Origin of the sequence: Flavobacterium sp., assembly GCF_049240005.1 — a bacterium.
Taxonomy (GTDB): domain Bacteria; phylum Bacteroidota; class Bacteroidia; order Flavobacteriales; family Flavobacteriaceae; genus Flavobacterium.
In genome coordinates this window covers 46,089-69,540 of the sequence record NZ_JBMLTK010000025.1, presented here as the reverse complement: position 1 = coordinate 69,540, position 23,452 = coordinate 46,089, and the positions used below count along the sequence as shown (strand labels likewise).

Sequence of the window (23,452 nt, the reverse complement as noted above, 5' to 3'; positions counted from 1 at the left end):
GTATAAAAATGAAGGAAAATCTTACGCCTTTAAGTAAGCACATTAAGCTGAAGCGAAAGCAAAACAGGTTGACACAGCCCGAACTAGCGTTAAAAGCCGGAGTAGGCTTGCGTTTTGTGCGCGATTTAGAACAAGGAAAAACAACCTTACGAATAGATAAAGTGAACGACGTGTTGCGATTGTTCGGCGAAACCTTGGGTCCGGTTGCACTTGATCGCGATTTATTGTTGAAACAAGATGAATAGAAAGGCAAACATCTTTGTAAAAGGAGTTTATTGTGGCTACTTGCTTGAAAACGAGCGCGGCTACACCTTTACTTACGATGCTTCTTACTTGACATATCCGGCAGCGACGCCAGTAAGCGTGACTTTACCCTTGCAAAAAGAACCATACAACAGCAAAACCTTATTCGCATTTTTTGACGGATTGATACCCGAAGGTTGGTTGCTTGATTTGGCAGAAAGAAACTGGAAAATAAATTATCGCGATCGGATGGGATTGCTTTTAGCGTGTTGTAAAGACAGCATTGGCGCAGTTAGCGTTTTAGAACATGAAGAACTATAAAAAGAAATATTTAGCGCGAAGTTCGGCAGCAGTAAATCTGGTGCAAGAACCGCCTGTTTTTTATGGAACGCGCTGTTTGCATTGTTACGAACCGCTACACGAAGGCAACGCAACAGTACATCAAGCGTGCAATAAACGCTTTTACGGACAGTTAAAAACACCCGAATTGCACTATGGTTTAGCCGATTTGCAAGAACTTGCCACACAAGTAATCCAAAGTCAGATGGCCGTTACCGGAGTTCAAGCCAAAGTATCGTTGAGTTTGTATCGAAAAGCTTCGAAAAATCTGACTAAAAAGTTAACTATCGTTGGTTTGTACGGTGATTATATACTAAAGCCACCTTCCGAGTTTTACCCGCAATTGCCCGAGTTGGAAAGCGTAAGCATGCACATGGCTCAGGCCTGCGGTTTGCAAGTGGTTCCGCACAGCTTGTTGTACTTGCAAGATGGCACGTTGTGTTACATCACGAAACGCGTTGATCGAACCCGAAACGAAAAGTTGCATATGGAAGACATGTGTCAGCTTAGCGAACGGCTCACCGAAGACAAGTACAAAGGAAGTCATGAACAAGTAGCAAAGTTGATCTTGAAGTATTCGAGTTCGCCGTTGTTGGATGTGGGTAATTTCTTTGAGCTCGTTTTGTTTAGTTTTTTTACGGGAAACGCCGATATGCACTTGAAAAACTTTTCGCTATTGGAAAAGCCGGGGCAAGGTTATGCGCTATCGCCAGCCTACGATTTGGTTCCAACGGCATTGGTGAATCCGGGAGATACCGAAGAATTGGCACTAACTTTAAATGCGAAAAAGCGAAAACTAGCTTACAAAGATTTTAGTGCAGCGTTTGAGAATTGCGGACTGAGTAAACGATACCTAGACAATACCTTAGACTTGTTTGTGTACGCAAAACCCGAAATGCTCGACGTGTTGGAAAAGAGTTTTGTATCAGCCGAATACCAGCAGCGCTATCGGGTGCTGATCGATAATAGATACAAGCAACTGGGTTTGGTTTAAAGATAGATTTGCAAACGGTGAAAAAACCCGAAAAATTTGCCGAAATATCACAATAAGTTGTGAATAGTTCAAGCAAAAAGCCCGTAATTAATGAATATATTTGCACGATTTTCGGTAACGATTTTTCGCGTTAAGGATTACCTTGCGGTCAATTCGGCTGTAGCCTCGGGTGAAGCGGCAGCCCCCGATGAAAGAGGGGCTACAGCGGAAAGCCTGACGGCGCGGACGCACAAACATCTTCCGACGCACTATTTTCGCGCCGGAACGCCCAAAAAAGAAAGAAAAAGCAAATGAAGAACATCAGAAATTTTTGCATTATCGCGCATATCGATCACGGTAAAAGTACTTTAGCCGACCGGCTGCTTAGTGCTACGCAAACAGTTTCGGCACGAGAAGAGAAAGCGCAGTTGTTAGACAATATGGATTTGGAGCGCGAGCGTGGGATTACCATTAAGAGTCACGCGATTCAAATGGAATATACCTACAAGGGCGAGAAATACATCTTAAATTTAATTGATACACCGGGACACGTAGATTTTTCCTACGAAGTATCGCGTTCGATTGCCGCTTGCGAAGGCGCTTTACTTATTGTAGATGCCGCGCAAAGCATTCAGGCACAAACCATTTCGAACTTGTATCTGGCGCTGGAAAACGACTTGGAAATTATTCCGGTTTTGAATAAAATCGATTTACCGAGTGCGAATCCAGAAGAAGTTAGCGATGATATTGTTGACTTGCTAGGTTGTAAGCACGACGAAATTATTCCTGCCTCCGGAAAAACCGGTTTGGGCGTAGAACAAATTTTAGCAGCCATCATCGAGCGCATTCCGCCGCCGAAAGGAGCTGAAGATGAGCCGTTACAGGCATTGATTTTCGATTCGCACTACAATCCGTTTCGCGGTATTGAAGTTATCTTCCGTGTGAATAACGGCGTAATTAAAAAAGGCCAGAAAATCAAATTCATGGCCACGGGCAAGGAATATTTTGCCGATGAGGTTGGAACGCTTAAACTCAACCAAGTTCCGAAACAGCAAATTGGCGCCGGCGATGTGGGCTATTTGATTTCGGGAATTAAGGAAGCGAAAGAAGTAAAAGTAGGTGATACAATTACGGATGCTTTGAACCCAACTCAGGAAATGATTACCGGTTTTGAAGACGTAAAGCCGATGGTTTTTGCAGGAATTTATCCGGTAGAAACCGAAGATTACGAAGATTTGCGCGCCAGTATGGAAAAGTTGCAACTTAATGATGCTTCGCTGGTATTTCAGGCGGAGAGTTCGGCTGCACTTGGCTTCGGATTCCGTTGCGGGTTTTTGGGTATGTTGCACATGGAAATCATCCAAGAACGTTTGGAGCGCGAGTTTAACCAAACGGTTATCACCACAGTACCTAACGTAAGTTATTACGCATACACCAAGAAAGATCCGGATGCGGCATTTATCGTAAATAATCCGAGTGATTTGCCCGAGCCGTCGCGCTTGGATCGAGTTGAAGAGCCATACATTAAAGCAACGGTGATTACCAAAAGCGATTTCGTGGGCCAGGTAATGAGTTTGTGTATTGAAAAACGCGGACAAATTACCAACCAAACCTATTTGACTCCGGAACGAGTTGAATTAAATTTCGATATGCCCTTAGCGGAGATTGTTTTCGATTTTTACGATCGTTTAAAGACCGTTTCAAAAGGGTACGCTTCGTTTGATTACCATCCGATTGGTATGCGACAGTCGCGTTTAGTACGATTAGACGTATTGCTAAACGGACAAAATGTCGATGCACTTTCGGCCTTAATTCACGAAGACAATGCGTACAACATTGGTAAAAAAATGTGTGAGAAGTTGCGCGAATTGATTCCACGTCAGCAGTTTGATATTCCGATTCAGGCGGCTATTGGGGCGAAGATTATTGCACGCGAAACCATTAAAGCACTGAGAAAGGACGTAACGGCAAAATGTTACGGCGGTGATATTTCGCGTAAACGTAAACTTTTAGAGAAGCAAAAAGCAGGTAAAAAGCGCATGAGACAAGTAGGTAATGTAGAGATTCCACAATCGGCGTTTATGGCAGTTTTGAAACTGAACGATTAAATTTTAACTGTGCTAGAATATAAAAACCGCCTCAATGTTGAGGCGGTTTTTTAGTTTCTGAGATTTTATTCTACAAACCTTTTCGGTTGTCGGTTGAATTTACATCGATGAGTTTGTTGGACGGATCGATACCCACCTCTGTTGGTTTTTCATTGACGATAATCGACACGGTATTTGAAATTTTATCGACCTTTACTTTTTTCAAGTATAACGCCTTTTCTTTCTGTGTTTTATCCTTTCCGAAAATTCCGAGTTCGATGTAATCAGCGAGAGGTGCCGAAGTTACTTTCTTGCCTCTAACTGTACCTGTAATACTCTTGCCGGCTTTGTTGGTAAAACGCTCTTTACCGTTCCCATCGGCATATTGCTTAGTTACCGAGAAGTTAATAGTAACGCGGTATTTGCCATTTTTCAAGTCTTCAACTTTTGCGTTTTCCAAACTGTTCGAATACGTTGTAATTTCTCGGAACATATCGTTGATTAGATATTTCAACGAATCGGGTGTAATGGAATCGATTTCTTCTACAAACTCAACGGCTGTGGTGTAGGGCGCTTCTTGATACGCTTTCTTTTGTATGAAGCTTTTAAGTGCGGCATTAAATTTTGCTTCGCCGATGTAATCGCTTAAAGCATAAAGGACTAACGAGCCTTTGTTGTAATGAATGTATTGTTGGTTTTCATTGAACATGAGCGGTTGTTCCTTTTTAGATTCAAACGCGCGTCCTTGCAAATAGCTGTCAAGGGCTTCTTTTAGGAATTTACGCATTTGTCCTTTACCGTATTGGTGTTCGAGAACTTTTAGCGAACTGTATTCTGAAAGCGATTCAGAAAGCACCGTTGCACCTTGCACATTGGCACCAATTACCTGATGTGCCCACCATTGGTGCGCAACCTCGTGAGCCGTGATGGCAAACGGATAATCTACCGCATTTTCGTCGGTATCATCTACATCGGCAACAAAGCCTAGGCCTTCGGAAAACGGAATGGTGTTCGCAAACGATTGTGCAAAGCCGCCCGAAGTTTCAGGAAATTCGATGATACGTACTTGTTTGTGTTGATAAGGAGAAAAATTCGCGGAGTAATAATCGAGCGCCTTTTTAATCCCTTTTACCATGCGATCTAGATTGTACGTATGGTCTTTGTGATAGTAAATTTCGATGTTTACGTTCTTCCATTTGTCGCGAAGCACTTCGTATCTGCCGGAATTAAACGCATAGAAGTTTAGCATTTTTTGATCCATTTTGTAATGGAAGTAGTTGCGTCCTTTTTCTTTCCATTGCTTTTGAAGGTAACCGGGTGCAATGGCAATTTGGTCGCCGGCGGTACCTATCGTTGCTTGGAATCGAATCCAGTCGCTATCCGATGAAATGTAGGTATTTTGCCGTGCTTTCATATCGTAGGGTGAAGGCATGCGGTCTTTCGGCGGCAAGTTGTATTTTTTACGCAGATCGTTGTCAGTGATTTCGCCACCGTCGTTGTAGCCAAAACTTGGGAACATACCGTTGTTGATGAACGTTCCGTTGTACAAAATCGGAGAGTCGGAATTAAAAATGGTATTCGGCTTGTTTTTCATCGTAAATTCAAACAGCAGTGAATCGCCTGGAGCTAGTGCTTTTTCCAGTTTCAGAATATCGAAATTCAGTACGGTATCGATAGAAATTTTCTGCCATTTTTCCGCGGAAGTGTACGTGGTTCCCTTTTGATAGTTAATTATAAGTGTATCGATAGGCTGACCCGATTTATTTTTCAGGTAATATTTCCCTTTCGCAACGAAATCGCGAGTTTCTGGATAAATTTCCAAGTTTACATTCACTTCAACGATGCGGGGTTGTTGGGTGTTTTCGTATTTCTTGTACTTTTTTTCCCATAATACTGCTTCTTTTTCGAATTCGAGGGCTGTTTTTCGCTTCTCTCGGATGTTGTTTTCATAGTATATTTTACCTCCTAGGCCAACAAATCCGAAAAGGAATAACGAACAAGCAACGGCAATCGGTTTGGTAAACGTTCGTTTAAAGTTTTGCAGACGCTCTTTTGCATTTGAAGATATACCGCGGCGGTACAAACCAAATCCGATAAGCAGCAAAACGCTGCCGAGCAGTAGCCAGTAAACTTTATATAAAAAGTAGGGAGGTAAGGTGGCTCCGTAGCCATCGAGATTGGAGTATGCGTAGCCAGGATCTTCGTTGAAGAGGAAAATGATTTGTTCGACACCCATACTCGGCAGAAAAGTAAGTACGATCGAAGTTGCGAGTAAGATAAAGAACCCGATCAAGTAGTTTCGAACCCAACTTTGAACAAATAGCGCTAAACAAGCCCAGATGATTTGGTTTATCCAAACAATGCCATACAAGTGAAAGAAGTACTTATCTAGTTCGAAATCGGTGAAGCCGTTTATGGCTTGATAGCCAACACCTGCAATAATTACAGCAAATAATACAGCGGCTTGCATCAGAATTAAGGCCAAGAATTTTGGAGCAACCAAGGCAAAGTTCGACGTTGGAGTACTGTCAACCAATAAATTCATGCGGGAAAGGGCACCTCGGTGAATCAACAAGCCAGCGAATAAAAACGTTAATGCGTTGATAAATAAATTAACAACGTTTGCGCCCGACAATAAAGTTGAGGTTAATGGCAACGTTTTGGTACCGAAAATAACGCCTAGAGTAAAGAACACCAAGAATAGAAACAAAACGGCTACGCAGAAGATCACGATAAACAACCAGTTTTTTAAGATGTAACGCAGCTCGAATCCGGTAAAGTGCAGGATGTTGTTCAATGTGGTTTTTGCTGAAAAATCGAGCGTAACTTCGGGTAAGTTTACGCGTAAAATCGCACTAAAATTCTCTTTGGTGAAACGCTCACTCTTTTTAGATTTGAAAAGCGTAATGCCGTTTTGGGAGAACGAAAAAGCGCGGTAAATTATGCCAAGAATAACCAAACTTATTCCCAACCAAAGCAAACGATTGTAGAGGATGTATCCTTCGAAAGGAAGTGCAAGGTTGTTTCTTTCATAGACGGTCCAATACTGTGTGTAATACGAAAGTGCTTCGTAACCAAACGGATCCAGATAAGCGGCAATAGCTCGGTTTTCGGCTTCGCTGGCATAGGATTGTACCACACTCTGACCAATAATTAAAATAAGTACCGTTAGAAATCCGACCGAAGCATTGCGTGTAATGGTTACAACAACAAATACGATAACTCCGTAAAAAAACATGTTGGGAAGCACAAAATACAAGTAAGCTTGCCAATACGCATCGAAGCGTTGCGGCCCGAGTAAATCGGCGTTGGCAAAAGGAAGAACCGTAGCTAAGTAAGCTCCTAAACCAATAAATAATGTAATGATTACGCAGATAGTAAAGCCCGATAAGAACTTTCCGAAGAAATATGCCGGTTTTTCAAACGGGTAGCTGTACATAACGGGATGTACGTTGTAGCGGTAATCGCGGTAAATAACGGTGCCGATAATTCCCGGCAGTAAAAAGTAAATAAACGTTGACAGTCCGTTTATAGCACTATTGATTGCCAAAGGGGAATTAGCAAATTGGTTGCTGGTAGTAGTGTTGCTAAGCGCATCGAAATACCCTAACGAATCGGCCATTAAGAAAAAGGCGAACAGAAAGAATATGGCGCTGTACACATAAACTTCAAAGCTGCGAAAGAAGCGTTTGAGTTCGAACGTATAAATAGTTTTAAACATCATGCTTTGTCGTTTTTAAGAGCAGTGAAATACACGTCTTCGAGTTGTGCTTTCGCGTTTTCAAATCCGTTGCTTGGATTTTCGTCGGCGTAGATTCGAATGAAAAATTCGTTGTCTTCGTTAAAGCTAGACGACAAAACCTGGTACTGTTTATCGTATTCTTCGAATTTTGCACGTTCAATTTTCTTATTCCAAATTTTGCCTTGTAGGTCGGTCGTTGCTTGTTTTGGTGTTTTGTGCTGTAGTATGCGCCCGCCGTTAAGAATAGCCATGTCGGTACAGAGTTCCTTTACATCGTCGACGATATGCGTTGAAAAAATTACAGTATTGTTGGTTCCGATTTCGCGAAGTACGTTTAAGAAGCGGTTGCGTTCGGCAGGATCGAGGCCTGCTGTTGGCTCGTCGACGATAATCAGGCGCGGCTTATTAAGCAACAATTGCGCAATTCCGAAACGTTGTTTCATACCGCCCGAATAACCGCTAACACTTTTGTTGCGCACTTCATACAAATTGGTAACGCGCAGTACTTCGGTTACAATATCTTCTCGTTCTTTTGCTTGGGAAACGCCTTTGAGGCGCGCAAAATAGTCGAGTAAATTTTTAGCAGAGATGTTTGGATACACGCCAAATTCTTGTGGTAAATAACCCAGAACGCGGCGCAAGCTCATTTTGTCTTGCAAAACATTAATGTCGCCAAAACTGATTTCGCCTTCATCGGGATGTTGCAGCGTAGCAATTGTTCGCATAAGCGATGATTTTCCGGCACCATTTGGGCCGAGCAAGCCAAACATGCCCGTTCCGATGGTAAGATCAAGATGGTCGAGTGCTTTCACCCCATTGGGATATGTTTTTGTGAGGTTTTTGATGGTTAATGTCATGTTTTGTGATTTTTTGAATTGGACGAACTTTGCGTCGAGTTGTTACGTTCCCAACTGTTTAAAGTTGTGCTTAATAATACTAGTTGGTCTAAATTTAGAATTCTTTTTTGGTTTTCACCAACGTTATTTTGTTTTGGGCGTTCCGGCGGCTAAAATCGCAACGCTTCGCAAATGCAAAATCCGTACGGCCGCCGTCAGGCTGTTCGTTCCCCCGATAGCTATCGGTTTTTTTTTGTGGCTTAAATGCCACCACAAAAAAGGCTTTCCGCTTCCATCCTTAACGCGAAAAATTAGTGCCAACGAACGTGCTTGGAATACGATTGTTGCCGAAGTTAGCAGATTTGAAAGCGGCTACTCGTATCCGAATTTTTTAAAACACAAATTTGTCCCAGCTACCAACGCTCGTTTGCACTTTTTTCTGTGCACATTTTTGCACAAGGGGTTGCAGCGGAAAGCCGTGCCGAGCCAAAAGCTGTGCAGCCTGCTGCGGTGCGGCGACCAACGGAAGCCGTGCCGCAGTTTGGCGAAACGGTTTTGGAACGGTGCGCCTTGCAGCGAAAAACCCGACCAGCCGCGTTATTGTATTTCCACGAAATTGTTGCGGCGGGATGTGCCCAAAAAACAGAAATCGGCACTTGCAAAAGGCGAATAGCGCTGTTGGTTTGTGTACCTTTGCTGAAAATTTTAGCGCATGTTAGAAGATAAGAATCAGCCGCGAACACCGTTGGCGCAGCTGGGCGAATTTGGATTGATAACACGTATTTCGGAAGGATTTCCGTTAAAAAATGGCAGTTCGAAATTGGGTATTGGCGACGATGCCGCGGTGTTACAACGTTCGGAAGAAAACACGCTGATAACGAAAGAGTTGTTGATTGAAGGTGTGCATTTTGACCTAAGTTTTATGCCGTTAAAACACTTGGGCTACAAAACGGTGGTGGTAGGAATATCGGATTTATGCGCCATGAACGTAAAGCCCGAACAAATTTTGATTTCGATAGCGGTAAGCAACCGCTTTACTTTAGAGGCCATTGATGAGTTTTACAGCGGAGTTCAGTTGGCTTGTGCGCGTTTTGGCGTTGATTTAGTGGGAGGCGATACTTCGAGTTCGGTTACGGGTTTAATTATTTCGGTAACGGCTGTGGCGCAGGCAAAAGAGTCGGAAGTAGTTTTGCGAAGTACAGCAAAAGAAACGGATTTACTGGTAGTTACGGGCGATATTGGTGCGGCATATATGGGCTTGCAAGTTTTGGAACGCGAAAAGCAAGTTTTTTTAGCAAACCCGAACAACCAGCCCGATTTAACACCGTACACGTATTTAATTGAGCGACAGTTAAAACCGGAAGCGCGCACCGATATTAAAACTTTGTTGGAGCAGTTAGAGGTAAAGCCTACGGCTATGATAGATATTTCCGACGGTTTGGTTTCGGAAGCCTTGCATTTGTGTCGGGCGGCCGATTTAGGTTGTCGAATTTATGAGGAGAAATTGCCTTTAGATCCGCAGTTGATTTCGTGCTGCGAGGAGTTTAATATAGATTCGACCACTGTTGCTTTAAACGGAGGTGAGGATTACGAATTGTTGTTTACGATTTCGTTGACCGACTTTGATAAAATAAAAGGCAACCCGAATTTGACGGTAATTGGTCATACAACACCGGCGGGTTCAGGCAAGCAGTTAATGACACGTGCTGGAACTACGGTAGCGTTGACTGCTCGTGGGTTTACGGGTTCGTAGTATCGTTATCTTGAATAATTTTCATGACGCTCTCGCTGTAGTAGTTGTTGTTTTGCAGAATTTGTTCGAAAGCGTTGAGCAATTCTTCGAAGGTGAGGTCGTTTTTAATGATGAGACCGGCGGGATTCACCTGATCGATTACTTCTTGAAAGCGCACTTTTTCGGTGTGCATGGTTAGCAAAACGACTTTGCATGCAGGCATTTTTTCTTTGAGGATATTGGCGAGGTCGAGTCCGGAATATACGTGATGTTCGGGGCTTGGTGGTATGCTGATATCGAGAAAAGCGACGTCGAAATTGCTGTTGTTTTTGATGGCGAGGTAGGCTTCTCGGGCATCGGCGGCTTCGGTGTGGGCCACGGAATATTCGTCTGGGCGAAAACGATCGACGGTATTTTTATACGCACTGAGTATAAAAGGGTGATCGTCAACCATAAAAAGACGAATATGTTTTTTCATTTGTAGGTTTGTTTTAGGCGTATGAAGTTAAGGGAAATTTAAATAAAAAGGTAGTCCCTTTGTTTTTTTCTGAATAAATTTCCATTGAGGCTTTACTTTGTTTTACGCGAAGGTCGATGTTTTTGAGTCCGATACCTTTTTTTTCTTTGTTGGCGTTAAACCCGATTCCGTTATCAATTACTTTTAGGTGCAGTTGGTTTTCGAGTTGAGTGATATTGAAATAGGCTTCTGTTGCTTGTGCGTGTTTGTTGATGTTTTGCAAGCATTCTTGTACGATGCGGTAGAGGTTGATTTTAGTCAGGTTATCGATTTCTTGCCATTTGATGTTATCGGTAATATCGAGCGTAATGCTTGCGCTTGCGATAAGTTTTTGTTTTTCGAAGTAATCGTTTAGTACGAGAACGAAGTTATTGACGACGGCCGCTTTTTCTTGGCTTAGGTCGTGCGAGATTTCGCGGATTTCTTGTTCGATTTTCTTGAGTTCTTCGATGAATTGTACGCGTTCTTCTGCTGCTTTTTCGGTATTTTTTTCGTTTAGTAGTCCGAGATTGAGTCGGGTTCCGAAGAGTTTTCCGAGTACGCCGTCGTGGAGTTCCCGGGCGATGTTTCGTTTTTCAGTTTGTCGGACGGCTTCCATTTTGCTTTGTTGGGAGAGCATGAGTTCGTAAATTTCTTCGTTGGCTTTTTGTTGTTGTTGAATGAGAATAAGTTCTCGGTTTTTAGCCATTTGTATCCGAATGATGAACACGAAAGCTCCAATGGTTAAGAGTGCCAGAGTAATGTAAATAATGGATTTTCGTTGTTCGATCAGGCTGTTTTTTTCTACGATAAGTTCGTCGGTTTCGTATGCGATACGGGCAAGTTTGTTTCGAATTCGGCGCTCGGCAACCTGAAGGGAGTCGTTTATTCTAATATATTCTTCTGCGTGTTTTGATGCGTTGGCACGATCGACTTTGATGAGTTGTTTGAGGGCTTTAACTTTAAATTGAGGTGATTTGATTGAATTAGCAAGTCTTATTGCATCGGAAGCGAACTTTTTCGCAAGCAACTGATTTTTTTTAACATCGTAGACATCACTTAGAGCTAGTGAAGCAGATAACATTCCTAATTTGTCATCAGTTGATTGGTGTTCGTTAAGATTTTTAAGTAATAATTTTTCACTATTGATATAGTCTCCAAGTTCGCTATCAGTGTTCGCTAAGTTGAATATTACAGACAAATAAAGTTCTCTTGCATCATTTTCAAGATTGGGAAATGCCAGAATTTTTAAAAATAAATTCTTGGCTTCTGCATTTCTTTTGTTTTTTTGGAGAACAAATCCGATATTATTTAACGATGTAAACTTAAGAAAAGGCGATACTTCAGATAATTGTTTTTCCGCGATATTTAGCGCTGAATTATGTGAAGATAACGATATCTCGGTTTCTCCTAAGTTATGATTGATGATGCCAAGTAAGTTATAAGCGTTGTATTTTAGTTCCGAATTATTACTCCCACGAAGAAACTTAAGAGCATTAATAGTTGCTTTTTCGGCGCCAACATAGTCACTTTCATTTAAATGTAGAACAGCTCTGTTTAACAACAATGTACTTGTATTTTCAGCATCTTTCAGATTTCTGTATATTTGTTCACTTTTAAAATAGCAGCTGTAGGCTTTATCTGTTATTAGGTATTTGGAATAGTAATCTCCTATAAAAAGATAAGATTTAGCTAAATTTAAGCTATCATTTAATTCAATACTTTTCTTTAATGCTCTTTCAGAGGATTTACGAAAGTCCTCCATCAAGTTTGCATTATAAAATCTCGAAGCAACCTTAAATTCAAGTTTTAAGGATAAACTATCAGTTGGTAAATGTCTGATTATTGAGTCAGCATTTAACAAGTACTTTTTGTGTATTTTTGATGTGTCAGGGATTTGGTCTGCTTCTTCAATTAGTCTAAGAGCTTTATTTGCTTCAATGCTTGTTACATCCGATTTCTCACAGGAGTAAATTGTTAATAAAAAAATGACACTTAGCTGTATAAAAAATTTTGACATAAAAAAACCGCTTACTAGCGGTTTAAAGATATGCAAATTGGTATATTTTATTCTAATTTTCTTTTCCCAGTTGGGTTTGTAACTTCGCCACCTCCAGTTTTAGTCTTCAACTCTGCCAAAATTTGTCCGTTATTTTTTGGCTCGCTTACATTTGCCTTGCCGTTATATGATACTAAACCTACTAATGCAACTACTGCTACTACTACTAAGATGGCTAACTTTTTCATGATGTCTTTAATTGGGGTTATTTTTGTAATTTTGTTTGCTTTATTATGTACCAAAAGTACATCTGCATTAGAATTACAAAAACTTTTACAACCTTTAGGTTGTAAGTAGGAAAACAAATTTTCTAATCGACAGCTTTTGATTGGTCAATTTAAAATTTTAACATTTTCAGCCCGATTTTTAACGATTTTCGCCCTTTTTATTGCGTTTTACAAGGACAAAATGATCTCAACAAGTCTGTCGAGATTGTTTTTATAGGATTTTGATACAGGTAGTTGTAGTTTACTTCCTTTTAAATAGCAAATGTTGTTTGCTATGTGAATCCGGGTGATGTACTGTGCGTTTACTATATAGCTGTTATGAATTCGGACAAATTGAGGAGGTAAGGTTCTTTCGAAGTGTTTTAGAGTTTTAAAAGCAGCAATCTTCTCGCCGCTTGTAAGATATAAATCGGTCGAGTTGTTATCAGCTTTAGCGTATAATAAGTCAGCTATTTTGATAAATCGGTAATCGCCATACGATTTCAGAAAGAGGGTATTCGAAGTAAATTCTACCTTTAACTGTAGTTTCGAAATGAATTTCAATAGCTCGGTAGTGTCTACGGGCTTTAATAGATAATCGACAACTCCCTCTTTAATTGCTTGATAGGCAAATTCTTGAGTTTCACTGAGCACAACAATTTTCGGAATCGGGATTTGGTTGCGTCGTAGTTCTGCTGTCAGAAACCACTCCGTCTGATTGCTATCCAAAGCGGCGGGCAACCCCAAGAATATAATGTCTGGCTTATTTTCTAAAAGTGTAGGAATCGCTTTTTCTGCCTCAACAAAAGAGCCAAGAAATAGGAAGTCGGCCTGCTCATCAAGGATATCGTGTATCCGAATAGCAGTTTTAACATCACGCTCTATGATTACATAGCTTATCCGCATTAGGCAGTTCTTCCCGTTTCTAAGGGATAAAGGTCAGAAATTTTTGAACTTTGGTATATTTTTTTAGAGCTTATTTCAAGTGCACTCAGGTAGTTTCCAAAACCAGCTCCAGTGTCTATATTCCAAACATTGGCAAAGTTGGTTGGTTTATTAGCGCCAATTTGAGTAACCGGAGTATGGCCGATGTAAATTTCATCGTACAATTTAAGTCGTTTTGGATACCTTTTTGAGTCGATTTCTAAGTTACAATCAACACTGAGAGCAAGCTCCCATAATGTGCGATCCCATGAAAAGGGGCGCGAATCTATTTCGTACTGTACTCCTTTTAAATTAGTAAAGCCGGCGTGAACAAATAATTTATTATTTACAAGGTAGTAAGGCTTCAATCGCTCCAAGAAATCGCGGTGTCTCAGTTTAGTGCTTGTATTTGTATTTTGGTAAGCTTGTACTGTACTCAATCCGCCGTGTTGCAACCAGAGCGGATTTTCAGCACCTTTATTGAGCCAGTTTAATAGGAGTTCGTCGTGGTTTCCTCTAAGAAAAATACAGGCTTGCTCGCGTTCAAGTTGAATCAAATAGTCGAGTACGGCAGGCGAATCGCTATATCCATCAACATAGTCTCCCAAAAAAATCAAAGTATCTTGTTCCTGAAGATTTAGCTCTTGTAGCAGTTCTTCAAGCGCTCTTAACGCGCCATGAATATCGCCTATGACAAATGTTTGCAATGATTTTTGATGATTTTTGTAAAAATATGAAGATTTACGGAAAAACCGTAATCGAGAAATTCGGCAGTTGCGTAATTTCGAGCTGAGATGAGAAGATTATACCATTATATAGCCGTTTTAGTAATTGTTACAGTAATTGCAGCTTCATGGGTTTACTTTTTTACTGAAGACAAAGATCAAGCTTTGTCTATAGAGGATTGCCAACCTAGAAGCTACGACAATTTTTTAGACGGTTTAATAGACTGTGATCCTAAAGATAAAATTAGAGCCTTGCAGCTGAGTAAAGAATTAAAGAAACTGAACTACAGCGATACTTGTAATTTAAGGCGACACAAGAAAATATCGAATTATTTTCGTAATCAAAATGACATGCGATCGTTTAACATTATTTTGAACGATGTAAAAGATGCAGTGTTAAGATCAAAAGACGAAACTTTTCTAGGTAAATGGTATTCAGATAAATGTGAATATTTTTTAATGATAGGAAGAGCTGACATTGCCTACAAATATCTTGAAAAAGCTAAGCAATATAGAAGATTTTTAGTAAAGACCTCTTATGAATATGATATTTTAAATCAAGAAATTTCGATATTAGAGTATTTTTCTCAGAATGTACTAGCGGAGAAAAAGACAATTGATCTCTTAAAAAAATCTATAAACGAGGGAGATCCTATGGTAGCGCAACTGAGTTTGCGATTAGCTAATATTTACAGTAGCATGTCCAGATATGAATTATCGGAAGAATACTATAAAAATGCAATTAAGGCTGCAGGGGATAGAACAGATTATTCGAAAGATCTATTGATCTTAACAGCTAAAAACAACTATGCAATAAGTCACTATGCGCAAGGTAGATTTACTGAAGCTTATAATCTTCTAAAAGATGTAAAGAAGGACTATATTGATTTAAGTTTAGCTGATTCGGAAATCCAATTTAAAATGATTTTAGCGAACTACTTTTTAGCCAAATCACACGTTTCACCGAACGCAAAAGACTTAAAGTCACTAGACTCTATTTGTGTTATTTCAGAAAGAATTAGAGATTACCATACCTTAATACGGGCAAAATTTGTGTATGCTATGTACTTACATAACATAAAAGGAAATACTATAAAAGTCAAAAATTTGTTTTGTAGCACGATTGAATTGTCAGGAAAATACTCATCTGCAGGATTAGAATTAGAATATCTTCAAAAATTCCTAAAATTATTTCCAAACGAAGACCTCAAGTATTATCAAAGAGTTTTATCCTTAAAAGATAGTATTTATTTAAAGCAACAAAATTCCTTTGATAAGTTTGCGCGGCTCGAGTATGAAGTAGATCGATATCAGAAAGAAGCAGAGGAGGCAAATTTATTGTCAAGGCGTATTTTGATTTATAGCGGTCTTTTTACAGTTTTTTTAATTGTATTATTTTTTAGAAATCAAATTTTATTTTTTGTAAAGTACAGGGTTTTAAAATTACCCCTCCCCAAATTCGACCCACGAAAAAACCGACCCAAAGGAACTCACGTGCACATTGGTGTACATTCAGGAGTGACTATTGAACGAAGCAGAATCGCGCGGGAACTCCATGATAATGTTTTAGGAAAAATGACGGGTCTCAAACTTGCGTTACTGAAATTTAGTCCCTCAGTTCCCGAAGATAAACGAGCCAAATATGTCAAGAAAGTGAAAAGTCTCGATGTACTCAACTCCGAAATTAGAAGATCTACCTCCGATCAATTCCGAGAATTATCGGAAGCGTATGGAGAGATATCCAAAGTGTTGCACCGATTTATTGAAGAATTTTCAGAAGATGTTGATTTCAACATCAAACTGCACATCGACGATGAGGTTAATCTCGACGCACTTAACCCATTAGTTAAAGTGCATACCTACAGAATCGTGCAAGAACTGCTCACCAATACCTTAAAATACGCTGAGTCCTCCTGCGTGCGACTCTCACTAGAAGCGACCGAAGACCAAAAATTTGTTTTTTCTTATGGCGACGACGGCAAAGGCTTCGATTTTCCAAAAATTCCAAAACCCAATAAAGGCTTATCAAATGTCCTTGTACGGGGTAACGAAATTTCTGCTACATTTGAGATCAATACCGGAATGGGTAAAGGTTTTCATTTGAGAATGGTGGTACCTGATGCATTTATTAACCAAAACCAAACAACAATCAACCATGAACATCAAGATTTTATTTATTGACGATCATCCTCTGCAAGTTGAAGGATGTAAAGTTGCTTTGCAATCCAATCCGTATGGTTACGAAGTGACTTTTGATGCTGCCTACGATTTGACATCAGCTTACAAAATTGTAAATGATGAAAAACGAATTTCCGACTATGATATCGTTTTTGTAGATAAACGAATGCCCGCCGCACCTAATCTGGGTCTTGAAGACGGAACCGACCTCATCGAAATCATCCAGAAAAAAGCTATTTCAACAAAAATAGCTGTGTTAACGACGCATACCGAATATCTGATCTTGTTTCAACTAACAAAAAAATACGATCTCAACGGTTTGTTAGTTAAAAGCGACGTAAACTCAACAACGCTCGCCTTAGCCGTTCACGAAATGATGCAAGACAAGCAGTTCTTTACACGTACAGCAATCGAATGCATGAAGGATATGGCTGAGAGAGAACACGTGCTCGACTTTTACAACCGAAGAATTATCTTTTATCTAAGCCAAGGTATACGTACTAAAAACTTAGCCGAACTCATGAACGTGTCTCAATCGACTATCGAAAAGCGCAAAGCGCAAATTCGCGATTACCTCTGCATTAAAAAAGGTGGCGACCCGGAATTAGTTGCTGAGTCAAGACGACTAGGTTTGGTATAAATGAAAATCCCCGTTAGCACTTACTAACGGGGATTTTTTATAAAAACTTGAATAGAAAATCAAACTTTAGCTGCCGCACATTTCGCAATCATCTGGTTCGGCATTTCTAGCACGTTCAATCATTGCTTTAAATTCATCGGCTGCAATACTTTCGGCTGCACCTCCTGAAGCTATTTCTGCCGTAACAGCAATTGGTTCTGCTTTTTTGTCGTTGTTAAGCGTAAATTTAATAGCATCTACAGCCGCCTTGGTACGTAAATAATACATTCCCGTTTTCAAGCCCGATTGCCAAGCGTAAAAATGCATAGACGTTAATTTAGCATACGTAGCATCTTGCATAAATAAATTCAAGGATTGCGACTGATCGATAAAATATCCGCGGTGTCTCGACATATCAATTATGTCTTTCATAGACATTTCCCAAACCGTCTTATAGAGATCTTTTAAGTCTTGAGGGATACGATCGATGTGCTGCACTGAACCGTTGTGACGCATAATCTCTTGCTTTAATTCTTCGTTCCAAAGACCGCGTTTTACTAAATCTTCCAACAAGTGCTTGTTAACTACAATAAACTCGCCAGACAACACGCGACGTGTATATATATTCGACGTGTAAGGTTCAAAAGCTTCGTTATTTCCAAGAATTTGCGAAGTGGACGCCGTTGGCATTGGTGCAACTAACAAGGAGTTGCGCACGCCATGTTCAATAACTTCCTTACGCAGCGATTCCCAATCCCAGCGACCCGATAAGTCGGTATCTTTAAGACCCCACAGATTGTACTGAAATTCACCTTGAGAAATCGGAGAACCCGCAAACGTTTCGTACGAACCTTCTTCTTTCGCCAATTCCATAGAAGCTGTTACTGCGGCAAAATAGAGCGTTTCGAAAATTTCTTGGTTGAGTTTCTTCGCCTCGTCGCTGGTAAACGGCAAACGCAATAAAATAAAAGCGTCGGCCAAACCTTGCACTCCTAGACCAACAGGTCGGTGGCGCATGTTTGAATTTTCTGCTTCCGGAACCGGGTAGTAATTTCTATCAATTACTTTGTTGAGGTTTCGCGTTACGCGCTTCGTTACTTTATAGAGCAATTCGTGATTAAAAGTACCGTTCTCAACAAACATCGGCAAGGAAATCGAAGCTAAATTACACACCGCAATTTCGTCTTCTGCAGTGTATTCCATGATTTCCGTGCACAAATTCGATGAACGAATGGTGCCAAGATTTTTCTGGTTCGACTTTCTATTGGCCGCGTCCTTGTACAACATGTAAGGTGTGCCCGTTTCTATCTGCGACTCGAGGATTTTCTCCCACAATTCACGGGCTTTTATTGTTTTGCGGCCTTTGCCTTCCGCTTCGTATTTGGTGTACAAGGCGTCAAACTCTTCGCCGTATATGTCGTATAATCCTGGGCATTCGTTCGGACACATTAACGTCCATGTGCTGTCTTCTTGCACGCGTTTCATAAACAAGTCGGGCGTCCACATCGCAAAAAATAAGTCGCGCGCACGCATTTCTTCTTTACCTGTATTTTTCTTTAAGTCTAAGAAATCGAACACATCCGCATGCCAAGGCTCTAAATAAATTGCAAAACTACCTTTGCGTTTCCCTCCGCCTTGATCTACGTAGCGCGCTGTGTCATTGAAAACACGTAACATCGGAACAATTCCATTTGAGGTACCGTTTGTGCCTCGAATGTAAGACCCCGTTGCGCGAACATTGTGAATAGATAAACCAATTCCTCCTGCCGATTGAGAAATCTTAGCAGTTTGTTTCAGCGTATCGTAAATGCCATCAATACTGTCGTCTTTCATTGTTAACAGAAAGCAAGACGACATTTGAGGTTTTGGTGTTCCTGCGTTGAATAAAGTAGGCGTTGCGTGTGTGAAGAATTTCTTCGACATCAAATCGTAAGTTTCAATCACCGATTGTAAGTCGTCGAGATGAATTCCAACAGCAACACGCATGAGCATGTGCTGCGGGCGTTCAACGATTTTTCCATTGATTTTTAGCAAGTACGAACGCTCAAGAGTTTTAAAACCAAAGTAGTCGTAGTTAAAATCGCGGGTATAAATTACGTGGGAATTCAGAAATTCTGCATTTTCCATGATCACACGGTGTACATCATCAGCAATCAGCGGCGACGGTTTTCCCGTGCGCGGATTTACGTAATGATACATTTCGTTCATGGTTTCTGAGAACGATTTTTTAGTGTTGGAATGAAGGTTTGATATCGCTACACGAGCTGCAAGTTGTGCGTAATCCGGATGTGATACCGTCATTGATGCGGCAGTTTCTGCAGCTAAATTATCGAGTTCCGATGTGCTTACGCCATCGTACAAACCTTCGATAACGCGCATGGCAACTTTAACAGGATCAACTAATTCGTTTAAACCGTAACAAAGTTTTTTAATTCTTTCGGTGATTTTATCGAACATCACCGGTTCACGATGACCGTCTCGCTTTATTACATACATAGGATAACAGTTTTTCAGGCCGGTTTTTGCCGACCTAGGTTTGTATTGGTTTGAGCTATTGAGTGGTTGCTTTTAGGCAACAGTTTTTAAAAATCGGCGTCGAATGAAATTTTTTGCGTTTCGGTTTCTTTCGACATAACCCCGGCTTTTTGATACTCGGCCACTTTCTTTTCGAAGAAATTGGTTTTTCCTTGTAGGGAAATCATATCCATAAAGTCGAACGGATTTGAAGTGTTGTAAACACGTTCGCACCCTAAATCTACGAGCAAACGGTCGGCAACAAATTCCAAATATTGCGTCATCAATCCTGCATTCATGCCAATTAAGCTAACCGGCAACGATTCAGTAACAAATTCTCTTTCGATATCTAATGCTTCAACAATTATTTCCTTGATTCGAGATTTAGAAACCTTGTTAATTAAGTGATGATTGTGAAGGTGAACCGCAAAATTACAGTGAACACCTTCGTCGCGAGAAATCAATTCGTTTGAAAAAGTAAGCCCCGGCATGAGTCCGCGTTTTTTGAGCCAGTAAATAGAACAGAACGCGCCAGAAAAGAAAATACCTTCCACGGCAGCAAATGCAATTAGGCGCTCCGCAAAAGAGTCTGATTTAATCCAGCGCAAAGCCCACTGCGCTTTTTTGCGAATAGCGGGAAATACCTCGATGGCATTGAAAAGCTGGTTTTTCTCGTACTCATCTTTAACATAGGTATCAATCAATAACGAATACGTTTCGCTGTGAATGTTCTCCATCATGATCTGAAATCCGTAGAAAAATTTCGCCTCAGGATATTGAACTTCATTCACAAAATTCTCAGCTAAATTTTCATTCACAATACCGTCGGAAGCAGCAAAAAAAGCGAGAATGTGCTTAATAAAGTACTTCTCATCTTCGTTCAGTTTATTGTTCCAATCGTTGAGGTCTTGAGACAAATCAATTTCTTCGGCAGTCCAAAAGCTTGCCTCCATTTTCTTGTACCAGTCCCAAATATCGTGGTGTTTGATTGGAAAAATAACAAATCGATTCTTGTTTTCTTGCAAAATAGGCTCCATATCTTTTAGCTTTCTATACCTTTTTCGGGCAAAATTTTGAGTTGAATGATTCAAAAGTTGAGTTACAAAGATTGTCATTTACAGCGTCTGAAAAAAGCCAAACTTATCCACAAACAGCTGTAGTTTTTAACAAGAGGCTTTCGCAGAAAGGGAGGAATTGGCAAAAATTAACGATCTGTTTGTTAGGTGGTTGCGTTTTAAAAATCTGACTTCAACCCGTTGCATTCAGAAAATCCAGACTCTTTTTTCAATAGCAAAGCAAAAGCTGATTACTTATTTTTTCAAGTATTCTTCGGCAATTTTTTCCAGCTCCAAATACCAGTTTTCGCCAAATCTGCGAATCAAGGCTTCTTTTACAAATTTGTATACCGGAACTTTTAATTCAGCACCCAGTTCGCAAGCCGGATCGCAAATTTCCCATTCGTCGTAGTTTACGGCCGAGAATTCAGAAAAATCTTTAACACGAATAGGGTAGAGGTGACAAGAAACGGGTTTTTTCCACGAAATTAAACCTTGATTGTAAGCTTGTTCGATGCCACAAAGCGCCGTTTCCCCATCGAAAATCACGTAAGCGCAGTCTTTTTCATCGATAAGTGGAGTCTCCAAAGTTCCGTCGGTTCCCAGAGTTGATGTCCCCAACGATTCAATTGCCGCAATTCCTTCCGGACGCAAAAGATTTTTGACTTTTGGATAGACGTTTTTCAAAATTTCAACTTCTTCTTCCAATAACGGCGCACCTGCATCGCCATCAACACAGCAAGCGCCTTTGCATGCCGATAAGTTGCAAACAAAATCTTTTTCAAAAATGCGTTCGCTAACAATTGTTTTTCCGAGTTGGAACATCAGATTTTTATTTCACTGCAACTTTTCTCAGTATTTGTTGCCCGTTCTTCGTTTGCAAAAGTAGTACATACCTAGTGCTTAACAAGCTTACGGCAAAAAATCTGTTTGGTTTGAATTTCTTTTCTAAGATGTCGGAATCATTCTTTCGAAGAAACTTATTGCGAATTTCTAGAAATGAATAAATCGCAGTATTTGTCTCTTTTGTTTCCTTTCGATTTTGTTTTTTACACACATAAGCACTTTTTTCTGTCTATTTTTTAACAAATGCTTAATTTTTAACAGTTGTATACGTCGTAACTTTGCACAAAAAATAGGGCTATGTTGGATATTAGAGAGATTTTAACGGTCGGAATGGTACTTTTCGCCGTCATTGATGTGGTGGGTACAGTACCCGTTATTGTCGACTTACGGGCTAAACACGGGCATATCGAGTCCGAAAAAGCGTCGATTGTGGCATGCTTGATTATGATTACCTTTTTATTTGTCGGAGAAGAGTTGCTCAATTTCATAGGAATTGACGTGAATTCCTTTGCAGTAGCCGGTTCTTTTGTGCTGTTTTTCTTGGCTTTGGAAATGATTTTAGGAATCCGTATTTACCGCGACGAAGAGTCGTCATCGGCATCCATTGTTCCGATTGCGTTCCCGCTGATTGCTGGCGCTGGAACCATGACAACCTTACTTTCATTGCGCGCGCAATACGCAACACTTAATATTATCGTTGCCATTTTACTTAATATCGTTGTTGTTTATATCGTTCTGAAATCCAGTAGCAAAATCGAGCGCTTACTCGGAAAAAATGGTTTAGGCGTGGTTCGTAAAACTTTTGGCGTGGTGTTACTTGCAATTGCTGTTAAATTATTCGCCGCTAATGTTAAAGGATTATTTCTGTAACAAATGGATTTGGTATTTTCGCCCTCTGAAATTGATTAATGATGAAAGTTTTTATCAACGTTTTGATTGTAATAGCTGTAGCCTTAATTGCAGTTAATATTTCATTACTTGACTTGAAAAATCCCTTTTCGGGAGACAGCGCTATCGGAATTATTGGTATAGCTGCTTCCATATGCGCGGTCTTAATTTTGGTGATTTTTAGAATGTCTAAAAACATCGAAGAGAGATCAAAAGAATAGAAATGATTTACGACGTAGCAATTATTGGCGGTGGAGTAGCTGGTGTTTCCTGTGCACTCGTACTCGGTTCAGCTCTTGAAAAACCCTTTGCACAAGATAAAAAAGTGGCCATTTTTACGCACCAAAAGGCCTCGTCTTTGCAAAATGGCTTGTACAACAACGCCTACGGAATTCCGCCGGGAACAACTGGGCAAGAATTGATGCGCTCCTCGCTCGAACACCTTTCAACGCAATATCCAAAAGTGACGCAAATTGCCGATCAAAAGATATTGGCACTTTCTAAGTCTGCCGATGGGTATTTTATAATCCAATCTGCCGATGAAATTTTTGAAGCTCGCCAACTGGTGGTTGCTGTTGGTTCGGCCTCCGCTTTTGTTATTGCGGGTTTGGAAGATTACATCATACCGCACCCGAAAGCCAAAGCCGAAAAGCGAAGAATTGCCCTTAAAAATCAAGATCATTGGGTCGCAGACGGGCTGTATGTAGCCGGAACTTTAGCCGGTCACCGCAGTCAGCTAAGCATTGCTGCCGGTAGTGGTGCCTCAGTAGCAACCGATATTGCTAGTATCTGGAACGACAATCAGCCTACGCAAATACACGACAGCGTTCCTCAGAGTATTTAATTTTTAGTTTAATTAGGTAACGCGCCGGAACAAGCTATGTTTTCAAACAAATGTTGAGGCTTTTTTATAGAAGCTAGAGACGAGAAGCTAGTTCCGATAGCTATCGGAATCGTGACGTTCACTAATTAACGTATCGTTTTAGGGGA

The 23,452-nt window shown here is 40.5% G+C and carries 21 protein-coding genes; 11 read left to right on the top strand and 10 right to left on the bottom strand.

Annotation, left to right across the window (positions count from 1 at the left end):
- Window positions 1-8 precede the first annotated feature (8 nt).
- The 5 genes from ACOVQQ_RS02400 (at window position 9) to lepA (ending at window position 3,663) form a co-directional block, all read left to right on the top strand.
- Complete coding sequence (locus ACOVQQ_RS02400; protein WP_421816776.1) at window positions 9-245, top strand: type II toxin-antitoxin system Y4mF family antitoxin; 237 nt, start codon at window positions 9-11, stop codon at window positions 243-245.
- On the top strand, window positions 238-564 hold the full coding sequence (locus tag ACOVQQ_RS02395) for a HipA N-terminal domain-containing protein (protein ID WP_421816775.1): 327 nt from the start codon (window positions 238-240) through the stop codon (window positions 562-564). Before ACOVQQ_RS02400 ends, ACOVQQ_RS02395 begins: the two co-directional genes overlap by 8 nt.
- Window positions 551-1,576, top strand: coding sequence for a HipA domain-containing protein (locus tag ACOVQQ_RS02390; protein ID WP_421816774.1), 1,026 nt, complete (start codon window positions 551-553; stop codon window positions 1,574-1,576). The genes ACOVQQ_RS02395 and ACOVQQ_RS02390 overlap by 14 nt, the downstream gene beginning before the upstream one ends.
- 90 nt (window positions 1,577-1,666) lie before the next feature.
- Window positions 1,667-1,870 carry a hypothetical protein gene (locus ACOVQQ_RS02385; RefSeq protein WP_421816773.1) on the top strand — a complete coding sequence of 68 codons (204 nt, stop codon included), beginning with the start codon at window positions 1,667-1,669 and terminating at the stop codon, window positions 1,868-1,870.
- Window positions 1,867-3,663 (top strand): translation elongation factor 4, encoded by a 1,797-nt coding sequence (gene lepA, locus ACOVQQ_RS02380; RefSeq protein WP_094486512.1) that lies wholly within the window; start codon window positions 1,867-1,869, stop codon window positions 3,661-3,663. Before ACOVQQ_RS02385 ends, lepA begins: the two co-directional genes overlap by 4 nt.
- 70 nt (window positions 3,664-3,733) lie before the next feature.
- On the opposite strand, the gene ACOVQQ_RS02375 is transcribed toward lepA, so the two are convergent.
- Both ACOVQQ_RS02375 and ACOVQQ_RS02370 read right to left on the bottom strand, forming a co-directional pair.
- On the bottom strand, window positions 3,734-7,366 hold the full coding sequence (locus tag ACOVQQ_RS02375) for a M1 family aminopeptidase (protein ID WP_421816772.1): 3,633 nt from the start codon (window positions 7,364-7,366) through the stop codon (window positions 3,734-3,736).
- Entirely contained in the window at window positions 7,363-8,241 is an 879-nt protein-coding gene (locus ACOVQQ_RS02370) for an ABC transporter ATP-binding protein (protein WP_421816771.1), read from the bottom strand. The genes ACOVQQ_RS02375 and ACOVQQ_RS02370 overlap by 4 nt, the downstream gene beginning before the upstream one ends.
- Window positions 8,242-8,932: 691 nt before the next feature.
- Here ACOVQQ_RS02370 and thiL point away from each other — a divergent pair.
- Window positions 8,933-9,973: a thiamine-phosphate kinase gene (thiL, locus tag ACOVQQ_RS02365; protein ID WP_421816770.1), complete on the top strand. Its 1,041-nt coding sequence runs from the start codon at window positions 8,933-8,935 to the stop codon at window positions 9,971-9,973.
- On the opposite strand, the gene ACOVQQ_RS02360 is transcribed toward thiL, so the two are convergent.
- The 5 genes from ACOVQQ_RS02360 to ACOVQQ_RS02340 all read right to left on the bottom strand — a co-directional run bounded on the left by ACOVQQ_RS02360 (window position 9,960) and on the right by ACOVQQ_RS02340 (window position 14,344).
- Window positions 9,960-10,430, bottom strand: a complete 471-nt coding sequence (locus tag ACOVQQ_RS02360; RefSeq protein ID WP_298147080.1) for a response regulator — start codon at window positions 10,428-10,430, stop codon at window positions 9,960-9,962. The two genes, thiL and ACOVQQ_RS02360, sit on opposite strands and share 14 nt — an antisense overlap.
- A gap of 13 nt (window positions 10,431-10,443) precedes the next feature.
- The gene (locus tag ACOVQQ_RS02355) at window positions 10,444-12,213 is read right to left on the bottom strand and encodes an ATP-binding protein (protein WP_421816769.1); all 1,770 of its coding nucleotides are present in this window, start codon (window positions 12,211-12,213) and stop codon (window positions 10,444-10,446) included.
- A gap of 302 nt (window positions 12,214-12,515) precedes the next feature.
- Window positions 12,516-12,695, bottom strand: coding sequence for a hypothetical protein (locus ACOVQQ_RS02350; RefSeq protein WP_421816768.1), 180 nt, complete (start codon window positions 12,693-12,695; stop codon window positions 12,516-12,518).
- 207 nt (window positions 12,696-12,902) lie between these two features.
- Window positions 12,903-13,619 (bottom strand): LytR/AlgR family response regulator transcription factor, encoded by a 717-nt coding sequence (locus tag ACOVQQ_RS02345; RefSeq protein ID WP_421816767.1) that lies wholly within the window; start codon window positions 13,617-13,619, stop codon window positions 12,903-12,905.
- Window positions 13,619-14,344, bottom strand: a complete 726-nt coding sequence (locus tag ACOVQQ_RS02340) for a metallophosphoesterase (protein WP_421816766.1) — start codon at window positions 14,342-14,344, stop codon at window positions 13,619-13,621. Before ACOVQQ_RS02340 ends, ACOVQQ_RS02345 begins: the two co-directional genes overlap by 1 nt.
- An 87-nt stretch (window positions 14,345-14,431) precedes the next feature.
- Here ACOVQQ_RS02340 and ACOVQQ_RS02335 point away from each other — a divergent pair, with 87 nt between their 5' ends.
- Together ACOVQQ_RS02335 and ACOVQQ_RS02330 are read left to right on the top strand one after the other, a co-directional pair.
- Entirely contained in the window at window positions 14,432-16,543 is a 2,112-nt protein-coding gene (locus ACOVQQ_RS02335; RefSeq protein WP_421816765.1) for a histidine kinase, read from the top strand.
- Complete coding sequence (locus ACOVQQ_RS02330; RefSeq protein WP_421816764.1) at window positions 16,518-17,180, top strand: DNA-binding response regulator; 663 nt, start codon at window positions 16,518-16,520, stop codon at window positions 17,178-17,180. The genes ACOVQQ_RS02335 and ACOVQQ_RS02330 overlap by 26 nt, the downstream gene beginning before the upstream one ends.
- Window positions 17,181-17,246: 66 nt before the next feature.
- On the opposite strand, the gene ACOVQQ_RS02325 is transcribed toward ACOVQQ_RS02330, so the two are convergent.
- From ACOVQQ_RS02325 to ACOVQQ_RS02315, 3 genes are all read right to left on the bottom strand, one after another.
- Window positions 17,247-19,655: a ribonucleoside-diphosphate reductase subunit alpha gene (locus tag ACOVQQ_RS02325; RefSeq protein ID WP_421816763.1), complete on the bottom strand. Its 2,409-nt coding sequence runs from the start codon at window positions 19,653-19,655 to the stop codon at window positions 17,247-17,249.
- Window positions 19,656-19,741: 86 nt separating this feature from the next.
- A complete protein-coding gene (locus tag ACOVQQ_RS02320; RefSeq protein ID WP_421816762.1) occupies window positions 19,742-20,710 on the bottom strand; it encodes a ribonucleotide-diphosphate reductase subunit beta in 969 nt (322 codons plus the stop codon).
- Window positions 20,711-20,983: 273 nt separating this feature from the next.
- On the bottom strand, window positions 20,984-21,553 hold the full coding sequence (locus tag ACOVQQ_RS02315) for a DUF3109 family protein (RefSeq protein ID WP_421816761.1): 570 nt from the start codon (window positions 21,551-21,553) through the stop codon (window positions 20,984-20,986).
- A 318-nt stretch (window positions 21,554-21,871) separates the two neighbouring features.
- Between ACOVQQ_RS02315 and ACOVQQ_RS02310 the strand changes: the two genes are divergently transcribed.
- The 3 genes from ACOVQQ_RS02310 to ACOVQQ_RS02300 are packed head-to-tail and all read left to right on the top strand — an operon-like array spanning window position 21,872 to window position 23,306.
- Complete coding sequence (locus ACOVQQ_RS02310; RefSeq protein WP_421816760.1) at window positions 21,872-22,444, top strand: MarC family protein; 573 nt, start codon at window positions 21,872-21,874, stop codon at window positions 22,442-22,444.
- Window positions 22,445-22,482: 38 nt separating this feature from the next.
- Window positions 22,483-22,683, top strand: a complete 201-nt coding sequence (locus ACOVQQ_RS02305; protein WP_394335692.1) for a hypothetical protein — start codon at window positions 22,483-22,485, stop codon at window positions 22,681-22,683.
- A 2-nt stretch (window positions 22,684-22,685) separates the two neighbouring features.
- Window positions 22,686-23,306: an FAD-dependent oxidoreductase gene (locus ACOVQQ_RS02300; RefSeq protein ID WP_421816759.1), complete on the top strand. Its 621-nt coding sequence runs from the start codon at window positions 22,686-22,688 to the stop codon at window positions 23,304-23,306.
- Window positions 23,307-23,452: the final 146 nt, after the last annotated feature.

What these genes read in the sequence shown, in the direction of transcription:
- ACOVQQ_RS02315 (WP_421816761.1), bottom strand. Translation starts at nt 21,553, where the DNA reads ATGTTCCAACTCGGAAAAACAATTGTTAGCGAACGCATTTTTGAAAAA.
- ACOVQQ_RS02400 (WP_421816776.1), top strand. Translation starts at nt 9, where the DNA reads ATGAAGGAAAATCTTACGCCTTTAAGTAAGCACATTAAGCTGAAGCGA.
- ACOVQQ_RS02305 (WP_394335692.1), top strand. Translation starts at nt 22,483, where the DNA reads ATGATGAAAGTTTTTATCAACGTTTTGATTGTAATAGCTGTAGCCTTA.
- ACOVQQ_RS02310 (WP_421816760.1), top strand. Translation starts at nt 21,872, where the DNA reads ATGTTGGATATTAGAGAGATTTTAACGGTCGGAATGGTACTTTTCGCC.
- ACOVQQ_RS02335 (WP_421816765.1), top strand. Translation starts at nt 14,432, where the DNA reads ATGAGAAGATTATACCATTATATAGCCGTTTTAGTAATTGTTACAGTA.
- ACOVQQ_RS02350 (WP_421816768.1), bottom strand. Translation starts at nt 12,695, where the DNA reads ATGAAAAAGTTAGCCATCTTAGTAGTAGTAGCAGTAGTTGCATTAGTA.
- ACOVQQ_RS02355 (WP_421816769.1), bottom strand. Translation starts at nt 12,213, where the DNA reads ATGGAGGACTTTCGTAAATCCTCTGAAAGAGCATTAAAGAAAAGTATT.
- ACOVQQ_RS02345 (WP_421816767.1), bottom strand. Translation starts at nt 13,619, where the DNA reads ATGCGGATAAGCTATGTAATCATAGAGCGTGATGTTAAAACTGCTATT.
- ACOVQQ_RS02320 (WP_421816762.1), bottom strand. Translation starts at nt 20,710, where the DNA reads ATGGAGCCTATTTTGCAAGAAAACAAGAATCGATTTGTTATTTTTCCA.
- thiL (WP_421816770.1), top strand. Translation starts at nt 8,933, where the DNA reads ATGTTAGAAGATAAGAATCAGCCGCGAACACCGTTGGCGCAGCTGGGC.
- ACOVQQ_RS02325 (WP_421816763.1), bottom strand. Translation starts at nt 19,655, where the DNA reads ATGTATGTAATAAAGCGAGACGGTCATCGTGAACCGGTGATGTTCGAT.
- ACOVQQ_RS02385 (WP_421816773.1), top strand. Translation starts at nt 1,667, where the DNA reads ATGAATATATTTGCACGATTTTCGGTAACGATTTTTCGCGTTAAGGAT.
- ACOVQQ_RS02390 (WP_421816774.1), top strand. Translation starts at nt 551, where the DNA reads ATGAAGAACTATAAAAAGAAATATTTAGCGCGAAGTTCGGCAGCAGTA.
- ACOVQQ_RS02395 (WP_421816775.1), top strand. Translation starts at nt 238, where the DNA reads ATGAATAGAAAGGCAAACATCTTTGTAAAAGGAGTTTATTGTGGCTAC.
- ACOVQQ_RS02360 (WP_298147080.1), bottom strand. Translation starts at nt 10,430, where the DNA reads ATGAAAAAACATATTCGTCTTTTTATGGTTGACGATCACCCTTTTATA.
- lepA (WP_094486512.1), top strand. Translation starts at nt 1,867, where the DNA reads ATGAAGAACATCAGAAATTTTTGCATTATCGCGCATATCGATCACGGT.
- ACOVQQ_RS02330 (WP_421816764.1), top strand. Translation starts at nt 16,518, where the DNA reads ATGAACATCAAGATTTTATTTATTGACGATCATCCTCTGCAAGTTGAA.
- ACOVQQ_RS02370 (WP_421816771.1), bottom strand. Translation starts at nt 8,241, where the DNA reads ATGACATTAACCATCAAAAACCTCACAAAAACATATCCCAATGGGGTG.
- ACOVQQ_RS02300 (WP_421816759.1), top strand. Translation starts at nt 22,686, where the DNA reads ATGATTTACGACGTAGCAATTATTGGCGGTGGAGTAGCTGGTGTTTCC.
- ACOVQQ_RS02375 (WP_421816772.1), bottom strand. Translation starts at nt 7,366, where the DNA reads ATGATGTTTAAAACTATTTATACGTTCGAACTCAAACGCTTCTTTCGC.